A 22,838-nucleotide genomic window follows, 5' to 3' on the forward strand; every position below is an offset into this window, starting at 1 on the left:
GTTCCGGCTCCACCTGCGACGACGCGGCGCCCTCCCCGCGATGACCCCGCCAACCCCTGCTAGCATCCGCACACTTGTGCGAGGGTGGGGACCCTCGCGGGGAGGGAAACTTCACGTGGGCAGACACGCCCTGAGACGGGGCGGGCCGACCGCCCTCGTCTCCGCACTCGTGGTCGCCGTCGCGGCCGGATCCATCACCTTGTTCTCCGGTACGGAGGACGGCGGCGGCGCCGCGCGGGCCGCCACCACGGCAGCCACGGCCGATTCCCCGGCCGGGACCACGGAGATCGTCCTGGACGATCCGCGCACCGCGAACATCCGCAGCGACCGGCTGCTCGCCGCGGGCGAGACCGGCTTCCTGCACCGGCAGGGCGGTGTCGCGGGGCTGCTCTGGACGGACTACGACGACGGAACGACCGTCACGGTCGAGGGCCCGTCCGGGGTTTACAAGCCGACCACCACCACCTGCTGGGACATCTCGATGCGCTGCGCCTCGGGCATGTACGGGCAGTCCGCCGACACCGTGGCCCTGCCGGACCGTACCTACGGCGACCCGGTGTCGCTGTGGAGCCCGGACGGCAGTGCGCTCAGGACCGTCGACCTGCGGCAGTCGGCCGACTACATGGGCACGTACGGCAACACGCTCGTCACGACCGAGTGGAACGGCGTCGTCGACGGTCAACAGCTGGACGGCTACTGGCTGCACCTCGTCGACTTCGTCGACGGCAAGCAGCGCGACCGCGTGGTGAGCGGCTACCCGACCGGCGGGTCCAGGGGCTCGGGCGTCCCGCGCACTGGTGACGAGAACGGCTTCCTGCTGTCGTACGGCGTCGACGACCCGAACAGCGACGTCGACACGTACACCGTCAGCTACCTCGACTTCGCCACCGGTCAGCTCACCCCGGTCTTCACCGGCCTGGACGACGCGCCGGAGCTGGTCCTCACCGACGACCGCGTCGGCTGGTACACGGTCGGCTCCGGTCTGCACGTCAAGCCCCGCACCGACTTCACCGCCGCGGAGACAGTGGTCGTGCCCGAGGTGACGACCGTCGACGCCCCTGTCCCGGTCCTCGTCGGCGACTGGGTCGTACTGACCGCACCCGGCGCCGTCACCGCCGTCTCGCTGACCGACGGCTCCACCCGCAGACTCCTGAGCCGCTCGTTCGGCACCCCGCTGGCCACCCCCGAGGGCGGCGCCCTCGTCACGGGCGGCACGAACACGAGCGACTGGTGGATCCACCGGATCACCGCCGGCGCGGACGGCACCCCGCTGCTGGAGAAGCTGTACAAGGTCGCGCCGTACGAAAACCCCAAGACCGGTCTGGCGCTCAGCCGCGGCAGCCTGCGCATCGCGGAGGAGAACCCCAGCAGCACCTTGGACACCACCTCGCTGCGCACGCTCACCACCAACGGCGGAACCGAACTGACCGCGTCCGCCGCCACGGACGGATCCTCGATCGGCCCGGTGTGCCCGTACCCGGGAGCCGACTGCTCGGCGATGTGGGGCAACTACGACGGCAAGCCCCGGGACGTCCACCTGGAGACGTTCTACGACGGCGACGAGGGCGGCACCGGGCTGAGCCACGCGGACCGGCTGGCCCGTATCGGCGACGGCGCGGGCGTGCCCGACCTGGAGTTCGGCACCGAGGGCGGCGCGATCGTCGACGTCTCCGACGACTACGCCGTCTACAACTCCGGTGGCTCGACCCCCATGCAGTACGTCGGCGAGTTCGGCCAGGGCCAGAAGCTGAAGCGCTCCATCCGCGCCGCCGCCCTGAACGGCAACATCCTCTGGAGCGCCACCTCCACCGCCGGCCAGCTCACCTCGTACAGCCTCACCACCGACAAGACCCTCGCCACCGTGGCGGTCCCGAACCTCGCCTGCGTACCGAGCGAGCTACAGGCGGCGGGCCGCTGGGTGTACTGGGCGTGCGGCACGAGCTCGGCGGGCGTGTACGACACCAAGGCGCGTACGTCCGTGGCCGTCACCCCCGGTGACGTTCTCCTCGGCGACGGCTTCACCGTCCGCCACGACCACGACGCCGACCGGCTGGTCCTGACCGAGGCGGCCACTGGCACCACCCGCGTGATCGCCTCCGGCCTGCCCGACAGCGGGCTCGCCGTCGACCGCCGCTACCGCTGGACGGTCGACGAGTACACGGGTCTGGTCGCGTGGTTCGACACGTACGAGCAGACGCATGTCGCCACCACCGGCGTCACCCCGTCCGCGGTGACGGCCTTCGAGGCGGCGGCCGGCAGCTACGTGGACCCGAACGTGCCCTTCGAGGGCCGGTGGCTGCTGTCCCGCCCAGTCACCTCCTGGTCCCTGACCTTCACCTCGATCCAGAGCGGCGCGAACGGCAAGGCCACCCGCACCATTACGGGCGGCGCCTCCTCGGCGTGGGCGTCGGCGACCTGGAACGGCAAGACGGCGAGCGGGAGTTACTTCCCCAACGGCCACTTCACCTGGACCCTCAGGGCGACGGGCCTCGGCACCTCCACCGCGGCCACGGTGGTCACCGGCGACGGCTTCCTCACCCGGGGCGCCGCCGTACGCCACGACTTCACCAGCCCCGACGGCCCGGACGGCCGCGGCGACCTGCTGACCCTGAACTCCTCCGGCGGCCTCACCTTCCAGAGCGGCACCGGCACGGGCAAGTTCAACTCGAAGTACACCGGCACCGGCTGGCCCACCACCATCACGGCGATCCCCTTCGGCGACCTGAACGGCGACCGCTGCAACGACGTCCTGGTGCGCTACAGCAGCGGGGCGCTCCGCCTGTACAAGCCGGGCTGCGGCAAGGCGGTCACGCCGTCGACGTCGTACACGACCCTCGCCACCAGCGGCTGGACCCAGTACAACGCGCTCACCTCGCCCGGTGATGTGAGCGGCGACGGCCGCCCGGACCTCATCGCGCGCAACGCGTCGACCGGGACCGTCTACCTCTACAAGGGCACGAGCGACGGCAAGCTCGCCTCTCGCGTGAAGCTCTACGACAACTGGAAGGGCTACAAGAAGATCGTCGGCGTCGGCGACATCACCGGCGACGGCAAGGCCGACCTGCTCGCCCAGGACACCGCGAACACCCTCTACCGCTACGACGGCAAGGGCGACGGCACCTTCGCCGCCCGCGTGAAGCTGTTCACCAACTGGGGTGGCTCCTACAACGTCGTCGTCGGCGTCGGCGACATCACCGACGACGGCAAGGCCGACCTGGTCTCCCGCGACACCAGCGGGAACCTGTACCGCAACAGCGGGGACGGCAAGGGATCGTTCGGTTCGCGTACGACGATCGCGACCGGGTGGGGCGGATACAAGTCTCTCTCCTGAGGGACCTCACAAGCCGTAGGGCGCCCGGGACTTCACGTCCCGGGCGCCCTCGTCGTCGTACGGGCGACTACGACGCCGAAGCCGACGCCGGCACGAGCAGTTGCCGGGCCCTCACGGCAGCGGTCCGGGGGTGGCCCCCGACGCTGACATGTCCTCGCCCACCCGTATGGTTTCCGCCATGGCAGTCCCAGTCCCCGAGCTCATTCCGATCGCCTACGAGCCGAAGCACCGAACCGAGACCATCGGACGGTACGCGGACGGTCAGTTCCTGGCGTCGATCACGTATGCCTTCCCCGAAGGGTTCCGTCCCGACGACGGCTGGGAAGAGCACAAGCGCCTCTACGTGGTGCTCCACACCTTCGACTCCGCGGGCCGCTACCGCGACTCGGAGATCTGGTGCGCCGGCACCTGGGCCGAACAGCAGCGCAACCCGCACGGTGACGACTCGGTGCTCTCCCGCGCCCGGGTCCACCTGGCGAAGCTCCTGCGCAGCCTCCCGCGCCGCTCCTACACGGACATCGCGATCCGCCCCTTCCATCTCACCGTCGACGGCGTGTTGTTCGGCCTGGTGGCGGGAGAGGACGAGGGCGAGGCCTGGGCCGAGCTCTACCCGGACCGCCTCGGCTTCGGCGAGCCGTGGGACGGCACGTACGACACCTGAGCGAGGCCCCGCCGCCGCGCGGCACGGACCTCGCCCCGACTGTCTCGCCAGGGCTGATCCAAAAGGGCCCGGGACGGACGAACCGCCCCGGGCCCACACGGTTTCGTACGAGGTCACAAGGTGGGACCGGCGGTGGGAGGGGGATGCCACGGATGAGTCCTTACGTGTCTGCGGAGCACGCGCCGTGCGTGGAGCTCCCGTGAACGGGGGTTCCGACTCATCTGTGGTCGCGGGGAGCAGAAACGTTGCCGGGATTTTCAGCCGGGGCGGAGATCAGCCGACCGCCTACCGGCTACGGCGTGAAGACCTGTTCCAGGCGGTGGATGGCACCGTCGTCGCCGGTCTCATACCTGAACACCAGGCCGGAGTCGGGGTGCGCGTCGATCCAGTCGATCAGCTCCTGCACGCCGATCCGCCGGCTCTCACTGCTGTCGGTGATGGGGTTGGTGGCGGTGACATACGCGGCCTGGTCGAGGGCCCAGCGGCTGTCCTCGCCCGTGACGACGAAGGGCGCGCCGTCAGTGTCCTTCCCCGGGCATCCCCAGGCCCCGTGCTCGATGACGAGGTTCACCTTCCCGGTGCTGCCGTCGAGTTCCTCGACGCGGTAGACGGCGATCTCGTCGGGGTCGACGTGGTCCGGGCTCGGCGGCTCGTCGGTGCAGTCGGCGGTGGGCGCGCCGGTCGCGGGTGATCCGGTGGTCTTGGCGGCGGGCTTCGCGGCGGGCGTACCGCTGCCGGCCGCACCGGGCGACGAGGTGTCCGTGGCGCCCACTCCCGGCGTCGCGTCGGGCTTCCCGGCAGTCGTGCCCGGCGATGGGGTGGCCGTGGCACCCGCGCTCGGCGCCCCGTCGGCCCCGGTGGCAGAGCTGCCGTCCTGGCATCCGGTGAGCACAGCGGTCAGCGCGACGGCCGCGAGCGCGAGCACGGCGGGTCTGAGGCGGTTGGCATTCATCCGGGACGTCCCCCCTGGTCACAGGCGGCCCAATCGGCCGCCCCCCGGAGCGGGACCGTAGCAACGGCGTCGTCCCACCGCAGCACTGGAACTCCTGGTGTCACAGAGCCGGGACAAGGCCGTCACGGAGCGCGGACGGTGTCCCCCAGTGGGGGAAGTTCACCGATACGGCTCACGCTCACCCCGGTCTTCGGGCAGACCCACACCGCCACGCCCTCGACGACGGTCGCGGCCGGCGGATGCGAGTCCGGGTGGGTCGAGCAGCGCGGCCACACCGCCGGCTCGCCCTCGCCCCACAGGGCCTCCACGGCCCAGCCCTGCACCTGATCCGCAATCTCGGCGAGCCGCACACCGGGCCGGTCGTCCGGCCCCCAGTAGACGCCCTGGCCGGAGCCGTCAGGGGCGTAGAGCATGAGGCCGGGGTAGTCGTCTTCGGGCTCGCGTACGTCGGGCTGTACGGAGCACTGGGCGCGGAGGTCCCGAAGGACGGTGTCGAGAACGCGGGCGAACTCGTCGTCGCTCACGTACGGTCCCCGTGGATCTGCTCGAGCAGGGCGGCGAGGCCGTCTCGGGAGACGGGGAGTATTCGGGCGGGCTCGTCGCTTTCGCGCATGAGCAGCAGGCCGTCGCGGTGGGCGAGTTCCACGCAGGACGCCCCGTCCGAACCACTGGAGAAGCTGGACTTCTGCCACTGAGTCACGTCTTACAGCTCCTTCGCGAGGCGGTGGATGTAGTCCCGCGACAGGGCGGGCTCAAGGGATGCCGACTCCACCTTACGGAAGAGTGTTCGTACGGACTGGAGTTGCGCGGCGGCGTCCACGAAGGCCGAGCCAGAGGGCACGTCCTTCTGAACAGTGTCCAGCGCGGGTACGCGCCCGCCCGCGTAGAGCAGCGCCGCGCTCGCCCCGGCGAAGCCGTCCACGTCGAACGGAATCACCCTCACCGTGACGCCCGGGCGCTCCGACTGCCTCAGCACTTCGTCGAGTTGAGCCCGGGCCACTCGCCGGTCCGCCACGCGCGTGCGCAGCACGGACTCGTGCAGCACCGCCGTGTACGGAACCTCCCCACCTCTGGCGAGGACCTCCTTGCGGCGGAGGCGGTGCTCCACTCTCGGCTCCAGCTCACTCTCCGGGAGCTCCGGACGCCAGTATGCGAAGACCGCGCGCGCGTAGTCCTCCGTCTGGAGTGGCCCGGCGACATGGGCGGTACCGATCTCATGCACGAAGGTCGCGTGATGCTCCAACTCCGCCAGGTCCAGGAACGCGGGCGGCAGTACGCCCCGGTAGTCCTCCCACCAGCCACGCGTACGGTCCGTCGCCATCTCCACGAGGGCGTCGATCAACTTGCCGTCCGCGCAGGCGTAATGCGCGGCGAGCCGCCGTACCCGGGCCTCGCTGACTCCGGTGACCCCCGACTCGATCTGGCTCATCGTTACCGAAACCGTCCCCAACAGCCCGGCCGCCTCACGCGCCGTCAGCCCGGCCGCCTCACGCAACTTGCGCAACTCGCGCCCCAGCCGCTCCTGTCGGGCTGTCGGCTGTTTCCTCGGCACCCAGACCTCCCCACCTTCACCACTGTGAGTGACCAGATTACGACAACAGGTTGCGCCGGACTAACTTTAGTCTCTACCTTCAGTGACGCGACGCACACGCTGCGGAACCCGGGGTCACCGGAAGCGCACCGCCCCGCCATGCCATGACGGGGGCGGCATGCCACCGCCCGAAAACCACAGCTCCCCCCCAACTTCCCCTCCCTGACCAGGAGTCCCGCATGCCCGAAACCGGAGAAACCACCGACGACCAGCCCTGGGAGTACATCCTCTACGTCCCCAACGACCCGCGCGCCGTCACGATCTGCCGCCGCGCCCTCCGCCTGATCCTCGCCGCCCACGGCCTGCCCCACTTCACGGAAGCCGCCGAACTGCTGGCGACCGAGCTGGTCACCAACGCCGTACAACACACGAAGGGCCCCGCCGCCATAAAACTCCGCGCGGAAAACGGCGCCCTCCGCATCGGCGTCTGGGACGCGGACCCCACACCACCTCACCCGCCCCGACACACCGCCCCGGACGCCGAAACAGGCCGCGGCCTGACCCTGGTCCGCACCTGTGCCGACACCTGGGGCTGGGTCCCCCAACGGGACACCAAGAACATCGTCGGCACGGGCAAGTACATCTGGTGCGAACTGGCCGCGACGGCGTGAACGTTCCTTCCCTCCTCGAAAGAGTGAACGCCCCAAATCGGCCGGACGCCCCCGCCCTTGATCCACCTAGGTTGCACACATGGTCACATCAGCTCACGAGGGCATGCACCGCATCTTCCAGGAGCGGCCCGAGATCCTGACTCCCGTATTCGGGGTGCTGGGCATCGAGTTACCCGAGAAGGCGGCCGTCTACGCGGTAGCCACCGACGCCACGGAGGCCAAACCCATGGCCCGGCACATCGACACCGTGCTGCGTGTCGGGCCCTCCGACGGGGACGACTTCCTGCTCGCCGTCGAGGCGCAGGAACGACGAGACCGCAAGAAGGAGTCGAGCTGGCCTTATTACGTCGCCTATCTCCAAGCGAAATACGGCCTGCCCGTACTGCTTCTCGTCGTCTGCCGGGACCGGGCCACCACCAAATGGGCAGCCGGTCCATTCGACTGCGGAACCCGCGGCTGGACCGCGCAGCGGACGTACCCGCTGGTCGTCGGGCCGGACAACCTCCCAGTGATCGCCGACGAGAGAACCGCGGCCGAGAAGCCCGCGATGGCCGCGTTCTCCGCCCTGGCACACGCCAACAGCCCCGAGGTCGACGGCATACTGGACTCACTGGGCCGTGCCCTTGCGGGCATGGAGCCGGACGCCGCCAGCTACTTCTACCAGTTCCTGGACAGTGCCCTGGGGGCATCCCCCGCCGGAGACAAATGGAGGAACATCGTGACGTTCGTCAACTACTTCCCCGGCCGGGGCACACTGCTTGAGAAGACCTTCCTCGAAGGTGAGGCGAGGGGCGAGGCCAAGGGCATCCTGCGCGTCCTGGAGGTGCGCGGCCTCCCCGTCTCTGACGTCGTCCGCGAACGCATCACCGCATGCACCGACCTCGACCGTCTGAACGACTGGCTCGACCGGGCCGGAACAGTCGCTCACGCGGAGGACCTGTTCACCGGGGACGGCGACGCCTCGGAGGACGCCACCCCATGAAGCCAGACCTCCGGTTCGACCGGCTGAGCCCGGAACTTCAGGAGAAGTTGACGGGTCGCATGATGGTCACGACGTTCTGCATGGCCATCGGCCTGCCCACAGACCAGGCGATCGCCGACCACAACGCACACCTGAACGAAATCAGCCGACGTGAGTCCCTCGCGCTGCACGAGGTCAGTTATCTGCGTTCCAAGGCAGGAGGCTGGGCCGAGGAATACACACAGGGATGGGCCGACGGATTCGCCGAGGGGCGTGCCACGGCGGTGCTCAGGGTCCTGCAGGCCAGGAACGTCCACATCACCGGCAACACCTGGGAACGCGTCACAGTCTGCTCAGACTTGGCCACGCTCACCCGGTGGCTGAACTTGGCCTTCACTGTCACCCGTGCCGAGGACCTCTTCGCGGCGGAGCCCGGACACGTACAGGAACCCTCGCGTTGACTGTCAGTGCTACGGCTACAAGTTCCCTGTTCTGACCGTCAGGCGGAGCAATGAGTGGAGCACCCGGAGCACACGGCCCTGGGCGCTTTACAATCCCCGCGGGATGTCGGCGCACGGATGATGCGCCTGGGGGCGGAGGGGCTCACATGACAAATGCTCGCATGAACCAGAGGCCGGTGGAGAGCCGCGGCGATCGTGCTGGCCGGGGTGGTCGGGGGCGCGCTGCTGCCCGCCGCTCCCGCCGCCGCCGTGCACGGGCCTGTGCCCCGCGACTTCAACGGTGACGGGTATCGCGACGCCGTCCTGCCCGCTCCTGGCGCGAACGTGTCCGGCAAGGAAAGCGCCGGCGCGGTCGTCGTGCTGTACGGATCCGCGTCCGGGCTCTCGACGACCCGGCGGAAGACCATCACGCAGAACACCTCCGGAGTGCCGGGCACCAGCGAGGCGTACGACGGCTTCGGAACCGCCACCGCCACGGCCGACCTGAACCGCGACGGCTACGCCGACCTTGTGGTCTCGACGCCCTACGAGGACACCTCCGAAGGCGCCGACTCCGGCCTGGTCACGGTCCTGTGGGGCGGCAACGGCGGGCTGACCAGTGGGACGAACCTGCCAACCCCCTCCAACGCCCCCCGGTACTTCGGTCTCGACGTCGCCGCACTCAGCAGCGGGCCGGGCTCGGACACCGAGGTCCTGGTCAGCGGGTACGACGGATCCGTCCGCTTCCGGGGACCGTTCAGCCGTACCGGCACCTTCGGATCCGCCTCCCTGAACCAGAACACCGCATCCGTCGAAACCGTCGCGCTCGGCGACGTCAACGAGGACCTGTCGCCGGACGAGGCAGTGATCACCTCACGCATGAGCGGGCTGACCGGCGGCGAGATCTATCTGAACCCCGAGTCCGGGGCCGACCGGCCGACCTCCCTGAAGAAGGGCAACGGTCTGGTCGCGGCCTACGGCGACCTCAACGGCGACGGGTACGACGACCTGGTGGTCGGCGACCCGGATGAGCCCGAAGTCGCGGGCGCGGACGGCGTGTTGGGCGGGAGTGTCTCCGTCTGGTACGGGTCGGCGGATGGCATCGCGACCGACGCGCAGCCCGTGCGCATCTCGCAGGACACCGCAGGCGTACCCGGCACGAGCGAGAAGTACGACGCCTTCGGCGGGTCCATGGCGGTGGTCGACCTCAACCACGACGATCTTGCCGACATCGTAGTCGGGGCCCCGTACGAAAGCCTCGGCGGCGCGAAGCGTGCCGGAATGGTGACCGTGATCCCCGGCCGGGCGTCGGGCGCGCTCGGCACCGGGTCGTACTCCTACACGCAGGACACCTCCGGCATGCCGGGCAGCTCGGAGACCGACGACTTCTTCGGGACCACGGTTTCGGCCGCCGACATCAACCGGGACGGCAAGCCGGAGCTCTTCATCAGCGCATCCGGGGAGAACCTCTCGCTCGGCGCGGTCTGGGTCCTGCCCGGCGCCTCCACACGCCCCACGACCACGGGCAGCCGGATGATCCTGCCCTCCTCGGTCGGCCTCACCCAGAGCACCACGGTCCTGCTGGGCGGCAACGGCCTGCTCAATGTGATCTGAGCAGCAGGACAACCAAGAGGGCATGGGGTAGGGCCCGGAACCGTGCTGGTTCCGGGCCCTACCTGGATGGACGAAGATCAGCCGACCGACGCCGACGCGCTCGGCTGCGTGTCCGTGCTGTCGTGGGTCTCGTCCGGGGCGACGCCCATCGTCAGGTGGGCGTGGACGCCTGCCGCGCAGGTACCGCTCGTCGTCGGTGGGCTCGGAGTGGCCGCCGCCGGTGCCGCCCGAGGGCGCGCCGGACGGGGGCTCGCCCGTGGGCGTGCCGGTCGGGGTTCCGGAGGGTGCGTCCGTGGGGGCGCCCGACGGGGCACCGCCGCCACCGCCACCGCCGTTGCTCATCGCCTCGTAGCCGGAGTACACACCCATCGCCGTGCAGTGCCAGATGTCGACGGCTGCGTTCTTGACGGGCTTGCAGGTCTCCGCGTCGATCACCTTGAGCTGGAGGGTCATGGGGATGCCCTCCTGGTCCTCGGTGATGTCCTGGCGGATCTTGTCCGCGTCGATGTAGTACGGGCCCTCGGTGGTCTCCGTGGTGAGCTTGTAACACGTCTCGGCGCTCGACGACGATGACGAGGCGTCGCCGCTCGTCTCGCCCGCGAACGCGTTCACGGCGATGCCGCCGCCCACGCCCACGGCCGCGACGGCCGCTCCACCTGCGACGACGACCTTGCGTCGCGTCATGTTCCGTTTGTGCGCCGGTCCTTGGGTCTCAGTCATGCGCCGGACGCTAGGGACGGAACCTGTCAATGACGTGGGTAAGGACTGTGGTTTCGCGTGCTCACGCAAAAGTGGCTCGGAACCGGTGTCGGTTCCGAGCCACCCTCACGCGAAGTACTACTTCGGCTGCGGCTTCCGTACGGAGATGTGCAGCTCGCGCAGACGGGTCTCGTCCAGCTCCGTCGGCGCGCCCATCATCAGGTCCTGCGCGTTGCCGTTGAGCGGGAACGCGATCGTCTCGCGGATGTTCGGCTCGTCCGCGAGCAGCATGACGATGCGGTCGACGCCCGGGGCGATGCCGCCGTGCGGCGGGGCGCCGAAGCGGAAGGCGCGGAGCATGCCGGCGAACTGCTCCTCGACGGTCTCGCGGTCGTAGCCCGCGATCTCGAAGGCCTTGAGCATGATTTCGGGCTCGTGGTTCCGGATCGCGCCGGAGGACAGCTCGACGCCGTTGCAGACGATGTCGTACTGCCAGCCGAGGATGTCCAGCGGGTCCTGGGTCTCCAGGGCCTCCAGGCCGCCCTGCGGCATCGAGAAGGGGTTGTGCGAGAAGTCGATCTTCCCGTCCTCGTCCTTCTCGTACATCGGGAAGTCGACGATCCAGCAGAACCGGAAGACGTTTTCCTCGAAGTGACCGGCGCGCTTGGCGGCTTCCACCCGCACCGCGCCCATGATCTTCGAGACCTCGTCGAACTCGCCCGCGCCGAAGAAGACCGCGTGGCCGGCGGAGAGCGACAGACGCTTCGTCAGCTCCGCGACGTTCTCCTCCGTCAGGAACTTCGCGATCGGGCCCGTCAGCGAGCCGTCCTCGGCGACACGGACCCAGGCCAGGCCCTTCGCGCCCTGCGAGACCGCGAAGTCACCCAGCTGGTCGAAGAACTTCCGGGGCTGCGACGACACGTCCGGCACCGGCAGGGCGCGTACGTGCTTGCCCGCGAAGGCCTTGAACTCGGATCCCTCGAAGATGTCGGTGATGTCGGCGAGCTCCAGCTGGGCCCGCAGGTCCGGCTTGTCGGAGCCGTACTTCAGCATCGCCTCACGGAACGGGATGCGCGGGAAGGGGGACGTCACATGACGGCCGTTCCCGAACTCCTCGAAGAGTTCCGTCATGAGCGTCTCGATGGGCTGGAAGACGTCTTCCTGCTCTACGAAGCTCATCTCCACGTCGAGCTGGTAGAACTCGCCCGGCGAGCGGTCCGCGCGCGCGTCCTCGTCGCGGAAGCACGGCGCGATCTGGAAGTAGCGGTCGAAGCCGGAGATCATCAGCAGCTGCTTGAACTGCTGCGGGGCCTGGGGGAGGGCGTAGAACTTGCCCGGGTTCAGACGGGAGGGCACGACGAAGTCGCGGGCGCCCTCGGGGGAGGTCGCGCTCAGGATCGGCGTCGCCATCTCGTTGAAGCCCAGCGCCGTCATCTTGTGACGGATCGCCGAGATCACGGCCGTACGCAGCAGGATGTTGCGGTGCATGCGCTCGCGGCGCAGGTCCAGGAAGCGGTACTCCAGGCGCCGCTCCTCGTTGACCCCGTCCTCCGCGTTGATCGTGAACGGGAGCGGGGCGGCCGCGCCGAGCAGCTCGACCTCGCTCACCTCGACCTCGATCTCGCCGGTGGGCAGGTCCGTGTTCACGTTCTCCGTGCCGCGCGAGACGACCTTGCCGTCGACGCGGACCGTCGACTCCTTGGAGAGCCTGTCGAGGGCCTCGTAGGCGGGCGTGCCGGGGCGGGCGACCAGCTGCGTGATGCCGTAGTGGTCGCGCAGATCGATGAAGAGGATGCCGCCCAGGTCTCGGCGATTGTGCAGCCAGCCGCTCAGCCGGACGTCGCTTTCGACGTCAGAGGCGCGGAGCTCGCCGCAGGTGTGGGACCTGTACCGATGCATCGTCGTTCATCCAGTCTTCGCGGATTGGGGGCTGATGATCCGGATCTGCTCATCCGGGTCTGTTTCACGTGAAACGTCGGGGCCGAGGCCCGGACCTCCCAAGCGTACCGGGCACCCCAAGATCGCCGCCCCCAATACTCTCGGTGGCAAGCATCGATCACCTCTTCATACAGTGGGGCAATGCGCACTGGTGAGCCCCTGCCCGGCGTGGGGGACGTCCTGGCCGCCCTCGCGACCGGCCTGTGGCGCTGGGACAACGCCGCGGGGCTGGTCACCTTCGACGCCGAAGCCGCCCGGCTCATCGGGCTGCCCCCGGAGCCCACGACACTCACCGAGGCGGGCACACGCGCCCATTTCCATCCCGTCGACTGGAACGAGATCGACGGGGTCGTGCAGCTCGCTGTCGCCGAGGGCACCCTCGCCGAGGCCCGGATGCGGATCATGGACGAGCACGGCCGGGTGATCCGTACCGTCCGCAGCCGCTCCAAGCCGATCATCGACCCGACGACCGGGGAGTACGAGCTGATCGGCACCCTCCAGGAGGTCACCGAGCAGCCGCCGGGGGCCGCCGCGCGCACCCCCGTCACCGGCGACTGGCGCCGCTCGCGGGAGGCGTTCCTGCTGGACGCGGGACGGGCGCTCGCCGAGGCGCGGTCCACGGCGGAGGTGCTGCGGGTCGCGGCCGGCCTGTCGATGCCCGGGTTCTCGCCGGACGGGCTCGCCGTCTTCGGCGCGAAGGGCGAACGGCTGACGATCATCGGGCACCACGGGCAGCTGCCGGGGGCCGAGGAACCGTTCTCGCACATGTCCCTGACCACGGACTATCCGGCCGCCGAGGTCGTCCGCAGCGGCCGTGCCGTCTATCTCTCCTCCCCCGAGGACTACAAAGAGCGCTACCCCGTCTCCTGGCCGCTGGCTCAGACCTTCGGCCGGCAGTCCTGGGCCTTCCTGCCGCTCACCGTCGCGGGGCGCACCATGGGCGCGTGGATGGCGGCCTTCACGTATCCCGTCACCTTCACGCCCGACGAGCGCTCGGTTCTGACGACTGTCGCCCGCATGCTCGCGCAGGCCCTCTCGCGCGCCGGAGCCGCCGAGACCGAGCGGGAGCTGACCGACGGCCTCCAGCGCTCGATGCTGCCCACGCTGGGCCCCGAGATCCCGGGCATGACCGTCGCCGCCCGCTATGTGCCCACCGGTGGCGGCCTCCAGGTCGGCGGCGACTGGTACGACATGATCCCGCTCCCGACCGGCCGCTTCGCCCTGGTCATCGGCGACGTCCAGGGACACGACGTCCGCGCGGCCGGCCTGATGGGCCAGCTCCGCATCGCCCTGCGCGCGTACGCCTCCGAGGGCCACCGCCCGGACGCGGTGCTCTCCCGGGCCTCGCGCTTCCTGTCCGGGGTCACGGACTCGGTGACGTACGGGTCGAGCGGCGGCGGTGCGAACGAGCGCTCGGGCGGCAGCGGGCCCGATGGGGACGACAGCGCTGACCTGCGCTTCGCGACCTGCCTGTACGTCGAGGTCGACCCGACGACCGGGACACTCGACATCGCCCGCGCCGGGCACCCGGACCCCGCGATACGCATGGCCGACGGAACCGTGCTGATGCGGCCGACCGCGGGCGGGCTGCCGCTCGGCATCGACCCGGACGCCGACTACCCGACGACCCGGCTCGTCCTGGAGCCCGGCGAAACCATGCTGATCTGCACCGACGGGCTGATCGAGACCGGGGGCCACGACCTCGACACCGGCTGGCGGCGCATCCGCCGGACCCTCGAAGCCCACGACGGCGACATGGAGTCCCTCGCCGACGCCCTGGTCCAGGCCGTGCACGGGCCCTCCTCGCACCACACCACCGGGCCGCTGGCCGACCGGCGCGAGGACGACATCGCCGTACTGCTGCTGTGCCGGGTGGCGCCGGGCTGCGGCTGCGGCGACACGGTCACGGCCGTACGGCCGCCGATGCGGCGCACGATGCTGACCGTGGCGCAGGCCGAGCCCGAGCGGATCGCCGGGGCCCGCCAGCAGCTGCGGGAACTCCTCCACGACTGGGTCTCCGAGGACCAGCGCGACTCCGCGGTCCTGCTCGTCTCGGAGATTGTCACCAACGTCCTCGTGCACACCGACGCCGACGCGCTGCTCGTCGCCGAGGTGACGGGCGACCCGGGCAAGCGGCGGATACGGGTCGAGGTCACCGACGCCAGCGACGACCTGCCGCACCGGCGCCATCCCGGCGAACTTGCCTCCTCCGGGCGGGGATTGGTGCTCATGGAGCTCCTCGCGGAGTCGTGGGGCGTGGACCCGCGGGGCGAGGGGAAGAGCATCTGGTTCGAGTTCTACGAGCCCGCCGAGCCGTCCGGCGAGGCATAGCGCGTACGCAGCTCCGAGACGACCCCGAACGCGGCCGCGGTCAGCGGGACGGCGAGCAGCATGCCCAGGATTCCGGCGACGGACGCGCCCGCCGTGATCGCGAGCATCACCACCGCCGGATGCATCTGCACGGTCCGGCTCTGGATCATCGGCTGCAGCACATGCCCCTCCAGGACCTGCACCGCGAGGACGACCCCTAGCGCCCACAGCGCGATGACGAACCCCCGGTCCGCGAGCGCGACCAGCACGGCCACCGAGCCGGAGAGGAAGGCGCCGAGATACGGGATGTACGCGGTCACGAAGACGAGCGCACCCAGCCCCACCGCACCCGGGACACGCAGGATCAGCAGCCCGATGGTGATGCAGAGGGCGTCGATGAGCGCGATGAGCGTCGTCCCGCGCATAAACCCCTCGACGGCCTGGAAGGCGCGCCGGGCCATGGCTACGACCGTGGCGGAGGTGCCGCGCGGCGCGAGCGACCGGAGCGTGTCGCCCACGCGGTGCGAGTCCCGCAGGAAGAAGAAGACGAGCAGCAGGGCGAGTACGGCCATGGCGATGGACTCGCCCACCACGCTCACGCCGCTGATGACATTGGACGCGGCCGTGCCGCCGAACTTGGTCAGCAGTTCCTTGGAGTTGGTGGCGAGGTCGTCGAGGGAGGTGCCCGCCGCCCCGAAGTGCTCGGCGACCGACCTGGCCGCCTGTTTGAGCGAGGCGACGATCTGGTCGCCGGTGTCGATGAGCGCGGCCACGACGATGTAGACGGCGCCGCCGACGACCACGACCACGGCGACACAGGTGAGCCCGGCGGCGAGCGACCGGTTGACCCGTACCTTCACCAACTGCCCGTACAGCGGCCTGAGCAGCGCGGTCCCGAGCAGGGCGAGCAGCACCGGCACCACCGCCGTACGCAGCTCCCCGCACAGCCGGATCCCGACCCACGCCACACCGGCGACGAGCAGGAGCACGACGCACCACGCGGCCAGCCGCCGGGCGCCTTCGGGGAGGAGCTGCACGCCTCCACCCGAACACGCGCCGGGCGGGCCGTCCTGTGGGGAGGGTCCGCCCGGGTGACACAGTGTCAGCGACCGGGGCTGCGCGGCCCGGTCAGGCCGTGGCGCTCGTGATCACGGCGAAGGGCGCCCCGAACGGGTCGAGCAGCATGGCGATGCGTCCGACACCCTCGGCGTCGACGGCGGGGATGATGACCGTCGCGCCCAGCTCCTGGGCCCTGGCCACCACGGTGTCACAGTCCTCGACCTCGAAGTACGGGTGCCATTCGGAGGACGAGCCGCGCTGCATGTTCTCCGCCGGAAGCTGCATGATGCCGCCGTGCATGGTCGTCTCGCCGCCGCCCGCGGGACCGGCGATGGTGTAGACGACGTCCGGGCCCATGGGCATGTCGCGCATGTCCCACGACAGGACCGTGCGGTAGAAGTCCTTCGCCGCCGCGGCGTCCGTGGTGTAGAGCTCGATCCAGCTGAGGGTGCGCGGCTCGTTGACGACCTCCAGGCCGTCCATGTCCCGGGCTTCCCACACGGCGAACTCGCCGCCCGTGGGGTCCGTGAAGCCGGCCATCCGCCCCTCGGTGAAGATGTCCGTGGGCGGGAAGCGGACCGTGCCGCCGGCCTGTTCCACCGCTTTCGCGGTGGCGTCGGCGTCCAGGGTGCGGAAGTAGACCGTCCAGGCGGACGACGCGCCCTCCTCGGTCAGCGGGCCGACGGCGGCCAGGGTCTTGCCGTCCTTCTGCAGGAAGCCGTAGCCCCCGGCCTCCGGTCCCGCGGACTGGAACTGCCAGTCGAACGTGCCCTCGTAGAAGGCGACGGCCGCGTCGATGTCCGGTGTCCCCAGGTCGAGCCAGTTCGGCCCGCCCGGAACGTTCGTCGAGGTGAGCATGGAGCGCTCCTAGCAGGTGAGTTGCGGTGGCCCGGAAGAGAAGAGCCGGGATGCGATGACCCCGCCAACACGTCTGCCCGACAAGCTACCCGCCGAGCCCCGGACGGGCATGCCGAACAGCACGCGCGCACGGGAAAGCCCCGTCCGGTGGAACGGACGGGGCTTTCCCGTGACTCGTCCGACGGAGGCCTACAGCCCGCTCTCGGACATCCCGTGCACGGCGGGGATCGTCCCGAGCCGGCCCTTCTGGAAGTCCTCGAAGGCCTGCTGGAGCTCCTCGCGGGTGTTCATCACGAAGGGGCCGTAGTGGGCCATGGGCTCACGTATGGGCTGCCCGCCGAGGAGGACGACCTCCAGGTCCGGGCTGTTGGAGTCCTGCTTCTCGTCCGCGCGGACGGTCAGCGAGCCCCCCTTCCCGAACACGGCGGTCTGGCCGCTGTGGACCGGACGCCGGTCCGTACCGACGCTGCCGCGCCCGGCGAGGACGTACGCGAGACCGTTGAAGTCCTCGCGCCACGGGAGCGTGATCTCGGCGCCGGGCGCCAGGGTCGCGTGGACCATGGTGATCGGCGTGTGCGTGATGCCGGGGCCCTGGTGACCGTCGAGCTCACCGGCGATGACGCGCAGCAGCGCGCCGCCGTCCGGGGTGCTCAGCAGCTGGACCGTGCCACCGCGGATGTCCTGGTACCTGGGGGCCATCATCTTGTCCTTGGCCGGGAGGTTCACCCACAGCTGGAGGCCGTGGAAGAGGCCGCCGGACATGACGAGCGACTCCGGCGGCGCCTCGATGTGCAGGAGGCCCGAGCCCGCGGTCATCCACTGGGTGTCACCGTTGGTGATGGTGCCGCCGCCACCGTTGGAGTCCTGGTGGTCGAAGACGCCGTCGATGATGTAGGTCACAGTCTCGAAGCCGCGGTGGGGGTGCCAGGGGGTGCCCTTCGGCTCTCCGGGCGCGTACTCCACCTCGCCCATCTGGTCCATCATGATGAACGGGTCCAGGTACTGGTAATTGATCCCGGCGAACGCCCGGCGAACCGGGAACCCCTCGCCCTCGAAGCCGCTGGGCGCGGTCGTCACGGCGAGCACGGGACGGGCCATGGCGTCGGCCGGCGCAACCACACGGGGCAGGGTCAGCGGGTTCTCGACGGTCACTGCAGGCATGTCGGTACCTCCTTGTGCTCGGAGTTTAGTTGAGCATTGAACTTTCTGCCACCCGTAACGACGAACGCCCGGAGGGCATTCCCTCCGGGCGTCCGGGATGTCGTACGAGAGCGGGGCCTGGGGCCCCTGGGGCCTATCCGTACATACGGCGCATCGCGAAGTCCACCATCTGCTCCACGGCCTTGGCGTCGAAGACCATCCGGTGTTCGCCCTCCATGTCGAGCACGAAGCCGTAGCCGGTCGGCAGCAGGTCGATCACCTCGGCACCGGTGATCACGAAGTACTTGGACTCCTTGCCGGCGTACCGGCGCAGCTCCTTGAGCGAGGTGAACATCGGGATCACCGGCTGCTGGGTGTTGTGCAGCGCGAGGAATCCGGGGTTGTCGCCACGCGGGCAGTACACCTTCGACGTCGCGAAGACCTGCTGGAAGTCCTCCGCGGACATCGACCCCGTGGTGAACGCGCGGACCGCGTCCGCGAGGGACGGCGGGGACGGCTCCGGATACAGCGGCGGCTGCTGGCCGTAACCGCCGGGCATCTGCCCACCCGGCATCTGCCCGGGCATCTGCTGCTGGGGCGGGACGTACCCCTGCTGTGCTCCCGCGTTCTGGTCATAGCCGTACATGGCCCAAAGAGTAGTGCGCCACATATGGGCGATGCGGGGTTGCTTCTTATTACTGACGGGTAGCATCATCGTAGCTACTTGTTGGTACGTGAACTAGGTGCGAGGAGTCAGTGCCTCGCCGATCCCTTAACGGAGCCGTCGCCATGGGGCACTACAAGTCGAATCTCCGCGACATCGAGTTCAACCTCTTCGAGGTGCTCGGGCGCGACAAGCTGTACGGCACCGGCCCGTTCGCGGAGATGGACACGGACACCGCCAAGAGCATCCTCGAGGAGCTGACGCGCCTCTCGGAGAACGAGCTGGCCGAATCCTTCGCGGACGCCGACCGCAACCCGCCGGTCTTCGACCCGGAGACCAACACCGCGCCCGTCCCCGAGTCCTTCAAGAAGTCCTACAAGGCCTTCATGGACTCCGAGTACTGGCGCCTGGGCCTGCCCGAGGAGATCGGCGGCACCACCTCGCCGCGCTCCCTGATCTGGGCGTACGCGGAGCTGGTGCTCGGCGCGAACCCGGCGGTGTGGATGTACTCCTCGGGGCCGGCCTTCGCGGGCATCCTCTTCGAGGAGGGCAACGAGGTCCAGAAGCACATCGCGAAGATCGCCGTCGAGAAGCAGTGGGGCTCCACCATGGTGCTCACCGAGCCGGACGCCGGCTCGGACGTGGGCGCGGGCCGCACCAAGGCGGTCCAGCAGGAGGACGGCTCCTGGCACATCGAGGGCGTGAAGCGCTTCATCACGTCCGGTGAGCACGACATGGAGGAGAACATCCTCCACTACGTCCTCGCCCGCCCCGAGGGCCATGGTCCCGGCACCAAGGGCCTGTCCCTCTTCCTCGTCCCGAAGTACGAGTTCGACTTCGAGACCGGCGAGCTGGGCGAGCGCAACGGCGTGTACGCGACGAACGTCGAGCACAAGATGGGCCTCAAGGCCTCCAACACGTGCGAGATGACGTTCGGCGACCGTCACCCCGCCAAGGGCTGGCTGATCGGCGACAAGCACGACGGCATCCGCCAGATGTTCCGCATCATCGAGTTCGCCCGCATGATGGTCGGCACGAAGGCGATCTCGACCCTGTCGACGGGTTACCTGAACGCTCTTGAGTACGCCAAGGAGCGCGTCCAGGGCCCGGACCTCGCGAACTTCATGGACAAGACCGCGCCCAAGGTCACCATCACGCACCACCCGGACGTGCGCCGCTCGCTGATGACGCAGAAGGCGTACGCGGAGGGCATGCGCGCCCTGGTGCTGCACACCGCGGCGATCCAGGACGACATTCAGGTCAAGGAGGCCGCGGGCGAGGACACCGCCGCCCTCGAGGCCCTCAACGACCTGCTCCTGCCGATCGTCAAGGGCTACGGCTCCGAGAAGGGCTACGAGCAGCTCGCCCAGTCGCTGCAGACCTTCGGCGGCTCCGGGTTCCTCCAGGAGTACCCGATCGAGCAGTACATCCGCGACGCCAAGATCGACACCCTGTACGAGGGCACGACCGCGATCCAGGGCCAGGACTTCTTCTTCCGGAAGATCGTCCGCAACCAGGGCACGGCGCTGAACTCCCTCGCCGAGGACATCAAGAAGTTCCTGGCGCTCGGCACCGGCGGCGAGGAGCTCTCCACCGCCCGTGAGCAGCTCGCCAAGGCGGCCGTCGAGCTGGAGGCCATCGTCGGCCTGATGCTCACCGACCTCGCCGCCACCGAGCAGGACGTCAAGAACATCTACAAGGTGGGCCTGAACACGACCCGCCTGCTGATGGCCTCCGGCGACGTGGTCGTCGGCTACCTGCTGCTGCGCGGTGCCGCAGTGGCCGCCGAGAAGCTGGAGACCGCCTCCGCCAAGGCTGTGCCTGCTAAAGATGTGCCCTTCTACACCGGCAAGATCGCGGCCGCGAAGTTCTTCGCCGCCAACGTCCTGCCGGGCGTCACCGGCGCCCGCAAGCTCGCCGAGGGCGTGGAGCTGGACCTGATGGAGCTGGACGAGGCGGCGTTCTGACCCGCAGGGCTGCGGGCATGCGTGCCGCGCCGGTGCGCATGCCACCGTCCTCGCCGCGGGCAGGCGCGCCGCAAGGGGCGGCTGCCCACCCGGCAGCGGCAAAGGGCTGCCGCCGTGACCGTCGCAGCGCGGGCAATCATGCCGCTGGGGCGGCACCCGTCCCACGGAGAGCGGCACCCGGTCAGCGCCGGTAAGCGCATCCACCCCGAGCTCAGCCCCCACTCCGGGTACCGGGTAAGCCCGGATCACCCCACCCGGGACGGGGTCGGGCCACTGAACGGACCCTGTCCGTCCGGTCAGCCGCCGAACCCTCCACATCCCCCTTACGAAGGCCCGCTTCCCATCCTTGGGGAGCGGGCCTTGTGCGTCGTTAAGGTGAACCCATGAGCGCACCCTCCCGCTTCGACCGCGGCCATACCGACGACCTCATGTCCTTCCTGGCGGCGAGCCCGACGCCGTACCACGCGGTGGCGAACGCCGCCGAGCGGCTGGAGAAGGCCGGATTCCGTCAGGTCGCCGAAACCGACGCGTGGGAGGGCACGAGCGGCGGGAGGTACGTGCTGCGCGGCGGTGCGATCGTCGCCTGGTACGTGCCGGAGGGCACGGAGCCGCACACCCCGTTCCGGATCGTGGGCGCACACACCGACTCCCCGAACCTGCGGGTCAAGCCGCTGCCGGACAGCGGCGCGCACGGCTGGCGGCAGGTGGCCGTGGAGATCTACGGCGGACCGCTGCTGAACTCCTGGCTGGACCGCGACCTGGGCCTCGCGGGACGCCTGTCGCTGCGGGACGGCTCGACCCGCCTGGTGAACATCGACCGCGCCCTGCTGCGCGTGCCCCAGCTCGCCGTCCACCTGGACCGTTCCGTCAGCACCGACGGGCTCAAGCTCGACAAGCAGCGCCATCTGCAGCCCATCTGGGGGCTCGGCGATCCCCGCGAGGGCGACCTGATCGCCTTCCTGGAGGAGGAGCTGGGGCTGGCCACGGGCGAGGTCACCGGCTGGGACCTGATGACCCACTCCATCGAGCGGCCCTCCTACCTGGGCCGCGACAAGGAGCTGGTGGCGGGTCCGCGCATGGACAACCTGCTCTCCCTGCACTCGGGTACGGCGGCGCTGGTCGCTGCGGCGGCGGGCGACTCCGGGCTCCCGTACATCCCCGTACTCGCGGGCTTCGACCACGAGGAGAACGGCTCGCAGAGCGACACCGGCGCCGACGGGCCGCTGCTCGGCAGTGTGCTGGAGCGTTCGGTGTTCGCGCGCGGTGGCTCGTACGAGGACCGGGCGCGCGCCTTCGCGGGCACGGTCTGTCTGTCCTCCGACACCGGCCACGCCGTCCACCCCAACTACGCCGAGCGGCACGACCCGACGCACCACCCGCGCGCCAACGGCGGCCCCATCCTCAAGGTGAACGTCAACAACCGCTACGCCACGGACGGTTCGGGCCGCGCCATCTTCGCCGCCGCCTGCGAGAAGGCCGGAGTGCCCTTCCAGTCCTTCGTCTCCAACAACTCGATGCCCTGCGGCACCACCATCGGCCCCATCACCGCGGCCCGGCACGGCATCAAGACCGTCGACATCGGCGTGGCCATCCTCTCCATGCACAGCGCCCGCGAACTCTGCGGCGCCGACGACCCGTTCCTGCTGGCCAACGCGCTGGTGGCGTTCTTGGAGGGATAGGCCTCCGCCGTTCCCCCACGGTCAACTCCGCATGGCACGTGAGCTCACGGGTACTCGGCTCCCGCCCGGAACACCTGAACCGGGCAGGGAGGCGAGACTCATGGGCCTGGGCGGATGCATCATCCTGATCGCCGCGGGAGCGATCCTCACGTTCGCGACCGACTGGAACATGCAGGGAGTCAACCTCGACCTGGTCGGGGTCATCTTCATGATCGTCGGGCTGATCGGCGTGGCGACGTTCAGCAGCATCGCCCGGCGCAGGCGGGTGGTCGTGCCGCCGGCCACCCCGGTGGTCGAGGAGGAACGACACCACCGGGGCGGCTACAGCGACGGGTACGGCGCATAGGCCTTCGAGCCCGGCCG

19 protein-coding genes and 1 pseudogene are annotated in these 22,838 nt (G+C 69.8%); 10 read left to right on the forward strand and 10 right to left on the reverse strand.

All coding sequences use genetic code 11. The annotated features are described in order from the left end of the window. Positions 1-115 precede the first annotated feature (115 nt). Together ACZ4RZ_RS33365 and ACZ4RZ_RS33370 are read left to right on the forward strand one after the other, a co-directional pair. Positions 116-3,331: an FG-GAP repeat domain-containing protein gene (locus tag ACZ4RZ_RS33365; RefSeq protein WP_467750324.1), complete on the forward strand. Its 3,216-nt coding sequence runs from the start codon at positions 116-118 to the stop codon at positions 3,329-3,331. Between the two features lie 178 nt (positions 3,332-3,509). Continuing rightward, on the forward strand, positions 3,510-3,992 hold the full coding sequence (locus ACZ4RZ_RS33370; protein WP_467750326.1) for a hypothetical protein: 483 nt from the start codon (positions 3,510-3,512) through the stop codon (positions 3,990-3,992). Positions 3,993-4,284: 292 nt separating this feature from the next. On the opposite strand, the gene ACZ4RZ_RS33375 is transcribed toward ACZ4RZ_RS33370, so the two are convergent. The 4 genes from ACZ4RZ_RS33375 to ACZ4RZ_RS33390 form a co-directional block, all read right to left on the reverse strand. Next, positions 4,285-4,944: a hypothetical protein gene (locus ACZ4RZ_RS33375; RefSeq protein ID WP_467750327.1), complete on the reverse strand. Its 660-nt coding sequence runs from the start codon at positions 4,942-4,944 to the stop codon at positions 4,285-4,287. Positions 4,945-5,066: 122 nt separating this feature from the next. Further along, positions 5,067-5,468, reverse strand: a complete 402-nt coding sequence (locus ACZ4RZ_RS33380; protein WP_467750329.1) for a hypothetical protein — start codon at positions 5,466-5,468, stop codon at positions 5,067-5,069. Continuing rightward, positions 5,465-5,644 carry a DUF397 domain-containing protein gene (locus tag ACZ4RZ_RS33385; protein WP_467750331.1) on the reverse strand — a complete coding sequence of 60 codons (180 nt, stop codon included), beginning with the start codon at positions 5,642-5,644 and terminating at the stop codon, positions 5,465-5,467. The genes ACZ4RZ_RS33380 and ACZ4RZ_RS33385 overlap by 4 nt, the downstream gene beginning before the upstream one ends. 3 nt (positions 5,645-5,647) lie before the next feature. Then, positions 5,648-6,496: a helix-turn-helix domain-containing protein gene (locus tag ACZ4RZ_RS33390; protein WP_467750333.1), complete on the reverse strand. Its 849-nt coding sequence runs from the start codon at positions 6,494-6,496 to the stop codon at positions 5,648-5,650. 218 nt (positions 6,497-6,714) lie between these two features. On the opposite strand from ACZ4RZ_RS33390, the gene ACZ4RZ_RS33395 reads away from it, so the two are divergent. The 4 genes from ACZ4RZ_RS33395 to ACZ4RZ_RS33410 all read left to right on the forward strand — a co-directional run bounded on the left by ACZ4RZ_RS33395 (position 6,715) and on the right by ACZ4RZ_RS33410 (position 10,161). After that, positions 6,715-7,146, forward strand: a complete 432-nt coding sequence (locus tag ACZ4RZ_RS33395; RefSeq protein ID WP_467750335.1) for an ATP-binding protein — start codon at positions 6,715-6,717, stop codon at positions 7,144-7,146. 79 nt (positions 7,147-7,225) lie between these two features. After that, complete coding sequence (locus ACZ4RZ_RS33400; protein WP_467750336.1) at positions 7,226-8,128, forward strand: hypothetical protein; 903 nt, start codon at positions 7,226-7,228, stop codon at positions 8,126-8,128. Further along, positions 8,125-8,568, forward strand: a complete 444-nt coding sequence (locus ACZ4RZ_RS33405; protein WP_467750338.1) for a hypothetical protein — start codon at positions 8,125-8,127, stop codon at positions 8,566-8,568. The genes ACZ4RZ_RS33400 and ACZ4RZ_RS33405 overlap by 4 nt, the downstream gene beginning before the upstream one ends. 195 nt (positions 8,569-8,763) lie before the next feature. After that, positions 8,764-10,161 (forward strand): VCBS repeat-containing protein, encoded by a 1,398-nt coding sequence (locus ACZ4RZ_RS33410; protein WP_467750340.1) that lies wholly within the window; start codon positions 8,764-8,766, stop codon positions 10,159-10,161. 171 nt (positions 10,162-10,332) lie between these two features. Here the strand turns inward: ACZ4RZ_RS33410 and ACZ4RZ_RS33415 are convergent. Further along, positions 10,333-10,881 (reverse strand): annotated as a pseudogene (locus ACZ4RZ_RS33415) (dioxygenase family protein); the annotation flags it as partial. A 117-nt stretch (positions 10,882-10,998) separates the two neighbouring features. Continuing rightward, positions 10,999-12,759: an aspartate--tRNA ligase gene (aspS, locus tag ACZ4RZ_RS33420; protein ID WP_467750341.1), complete on the reverse strand. Its 1,761-nt coding sequence runs from the start codon at positions 12,757-12,759 to the stop codon at positions 10,999-11,001. Between the two features lie 180 nt (positions 12,760-12,939). Here aspS and ACZ4RZ_RS33425 point away from each other — a divergent pair, with 180 nt between their 5' ends. Next, the gene (locus ACZ4RZ_RS33425; protein ID WP_467750343.1) at positions 12,940-15,129 is read left to right on the forward strand and encodes a SpoIIE family protein phosphatase; all 2,190 of its coding nucleotides are present in this window, start codon (positions 12,940-12,942) and stop codon (positions 15,127-15,129) included. Here ACZ4RZ_RS33425 and ACZ4RZ_RS33430 read toward each other — a convergent pair. From ACZ4RZ_RS33430 to ACZ4RZ_RS33445, 4 genes are all read right to left on the reverse strand, one after another. Then, positions 15,096-16,145, reverse strand: coding sequence for an AI-2E family transporter (locus ACZ4RZ_RS33430; RefSeq protein ID WP_467750345.1), 1,050 nt, complete (start codon positions 16,143-16,145; stop codon positions 15,096-15,098). The genes ACZ4RZ_RS33425 and ACZ4RZ_RS33430 overlap by 34 nt on opposite strands. A 91-nt stretch (positions 16,146-16,236) precedes the next feature. After that, positions 16,237-17,025 carry a VOC family protein gene (locus ACZ4RZ_RS33435; RefSeq protein ID WP_467750347.1) on the reverse strand — a complete coding sequence of 263 codons (789 nt, stop codon included), beginning with the start codon at positions 17,023-17,025 and terminating at the stop codon, positions 16,237-16,239. A 189-nt stretch (positions 17,026-17,214) separates the two neighbouring features. Further along, positions 17,215-18,186, reverse strand: a complete 972-nt coding sequence (locus ACZ4RZ_RS33440) for a pirin family protein (RefSeq protein WP_467750349.1) — start codon at positions 18,184-18,186, stop codon at positions 17,215-17,217. A 133-nt stretch (positions 18,187-18,319) separates the two neighbouring features. After that, a complete protein-coding gene (locus tag ACZ4RZ_RS33445; RefSeq protein ID WP_467750351.1) occupies positions 18,320-18,811 on the reverse strand; it encodes an SseB family protein in 492 nt (163 codons plus the stop codon). Between the two features lie 143 nt (positions 18,812-18,954). Between ACZ4RZ_RS33445 and ACZ4RZ_RS33450 the strand changes: the two genes are divergently transcribed. The 3 genes from ACZ4RZ_RS33450 to ACZ4RZ_RS33460 all read left to right on the forward strand — a co-directional run bounded on the left by ACZ4RZ_RS33450 (position 18,955) and on the right by ACZ4RZ_RS33460 (position 22,821). Further along, positions 18,955-20,796 carry an acyl-CoA dehydrogenase gene (locus ACZ4RZ_RS33450; protein WP_467750353.1) on the forward strand — a complete coding sequence of 614 codons (1,842 nt, stop codon included), beginning with the start codon at positions 18,955-18,957 and terminating at the stop codon, positions 20,794-20,796. A 383-nt stretch (positions 20,797-21,179) separates the two neighbouring features. Further along, complete coding sequence (locus ACZ4RZ_RS33455) at positions 21,180-22,475, forward strand: M18 family aminopeptidase (protein ID WP_467750355.1); 1,296 nt, start codon at positions 21,180-21,182, stop codon at positions 22,473-22,475. 100 nt (positions 22,476-22,575) lie between these two features. Next, a complete protein-coding gene (locus ACZ4RZ_RS33460) occupies positions 22,576-22,821 on the forward strand; it encodes a DUF6458 family protein (protein WP_467750357.1) in 246 nt (81 codons plus the stop codon). Positions 22,822-22,838 lie beyond the last annotated feature (17 nt).

The organism is Streptomyces sp. NPDC027189 (assembly GCF_055566975.1).

What these genes read in the sequence shown, in the direction of transcription:
- ACZ4RZ_RS33370 (WP_467750326.1), top strand. Translation starts at nt 3,510, where the DNA reads ATGGCAGTCCCAGTCCCCGAGCTCATTCCGATCGCCTACGAGCCGAAG.
- ACZ4RZ_RS33375 (WP_467750327.1), bottom strand. Translation starts at nt 4,944, where the DNA reads ATGAATGCCAACCGCCTCAGACCCGCCGTGCTCGCGCTCGCGGCCGTC.
- ACZ4RZ_RS33395 (WP_467750335.1), top strand. Translation starts at nt 6,715, where the DNA reads ATGCCCGAAACCGGAGAAACCACCGACGACCAGCCCTGGGAGTACATC.
- ACZ4RZ_RS33400 (WP_467750336.1), top strand. Translation starts at nt 7,226, where the DNA reads ATGGTCACATCAGCTCACGAGGGCATGCACCGCATCTTCCAGGAGCGG.
- ACZ4RZ_RS33405 (WP_467750338.1), top strand. Translation starts at nt 8,125, where the DNA reads ATGAAGCCAGACCTCCGGTTCGACCGGCTGAGCCCGGAACTTCAGGAG.
- aspS (WP_467750341.1), bottom strand. Translation starts at nt 12,759, where the DNA reads ATGCATCGGTACAGGTCCCACACCTGCGGCGAGCTCCGCGCCTCTGAC.
- ACZ4RZ_RS33425 (WP_467750343.1), top strand. Translation starts at nt 12,940, where the DNA reads ATGCGCACTGGTGAGCCCCTGCCCGGCGTGGGGGACGTCCTGGCCGCC.
- ACZ4RZ_RS33435 (WP_467750347.1), bottom strand. Translation starts at nt 17,025, where the DNA reads ATGCTCACCTCGACGAACGTTCCGGGCGGGCCGAACTGGCTCGACCTG.
- ACZ4RZ_RS33440 (WP_467750349.1), bottom strand. Translation starts at nt 18,186, where the DNA reads ATGCCTGCAGTGACCGTCGAGAACCCGCTGACCCTGCCCCGTGTGGTT.
- ACZ4RZ_RS33445 (WP_467750351.1), bottom strand. Translation starts at nt 18,811, where the DNA reads ATGTACGGCTATGACCAGAACGCGGGAGCACAGCAGGGGTACGTCCCG.
- ACZ4RZ_RS33450 (WP_467750353.1), top strand. Translation starts at nt 18,955, where the DNA reads ATGGGGCACTACAAGTCGAATCTCCGCGACATCGAGTTCAACCTCTTC.
- ACZ4RZ_RS33455 (WP_467750355.1), top strand. Translation starts at nt 21,180, where the DNA reads ATGAGCGCACCCTCCCGCTTCGACCGCGGCCATACCGACGACCTCATG.
- ACZ4RZ_RS33460 (WP_467750357.1), top strand. Translation starts at nt 22,576, where the DNA reads ATGGGCCTGGGCGGATGCATCATCCTGATCGCCGCGGGAGCGATCCTC.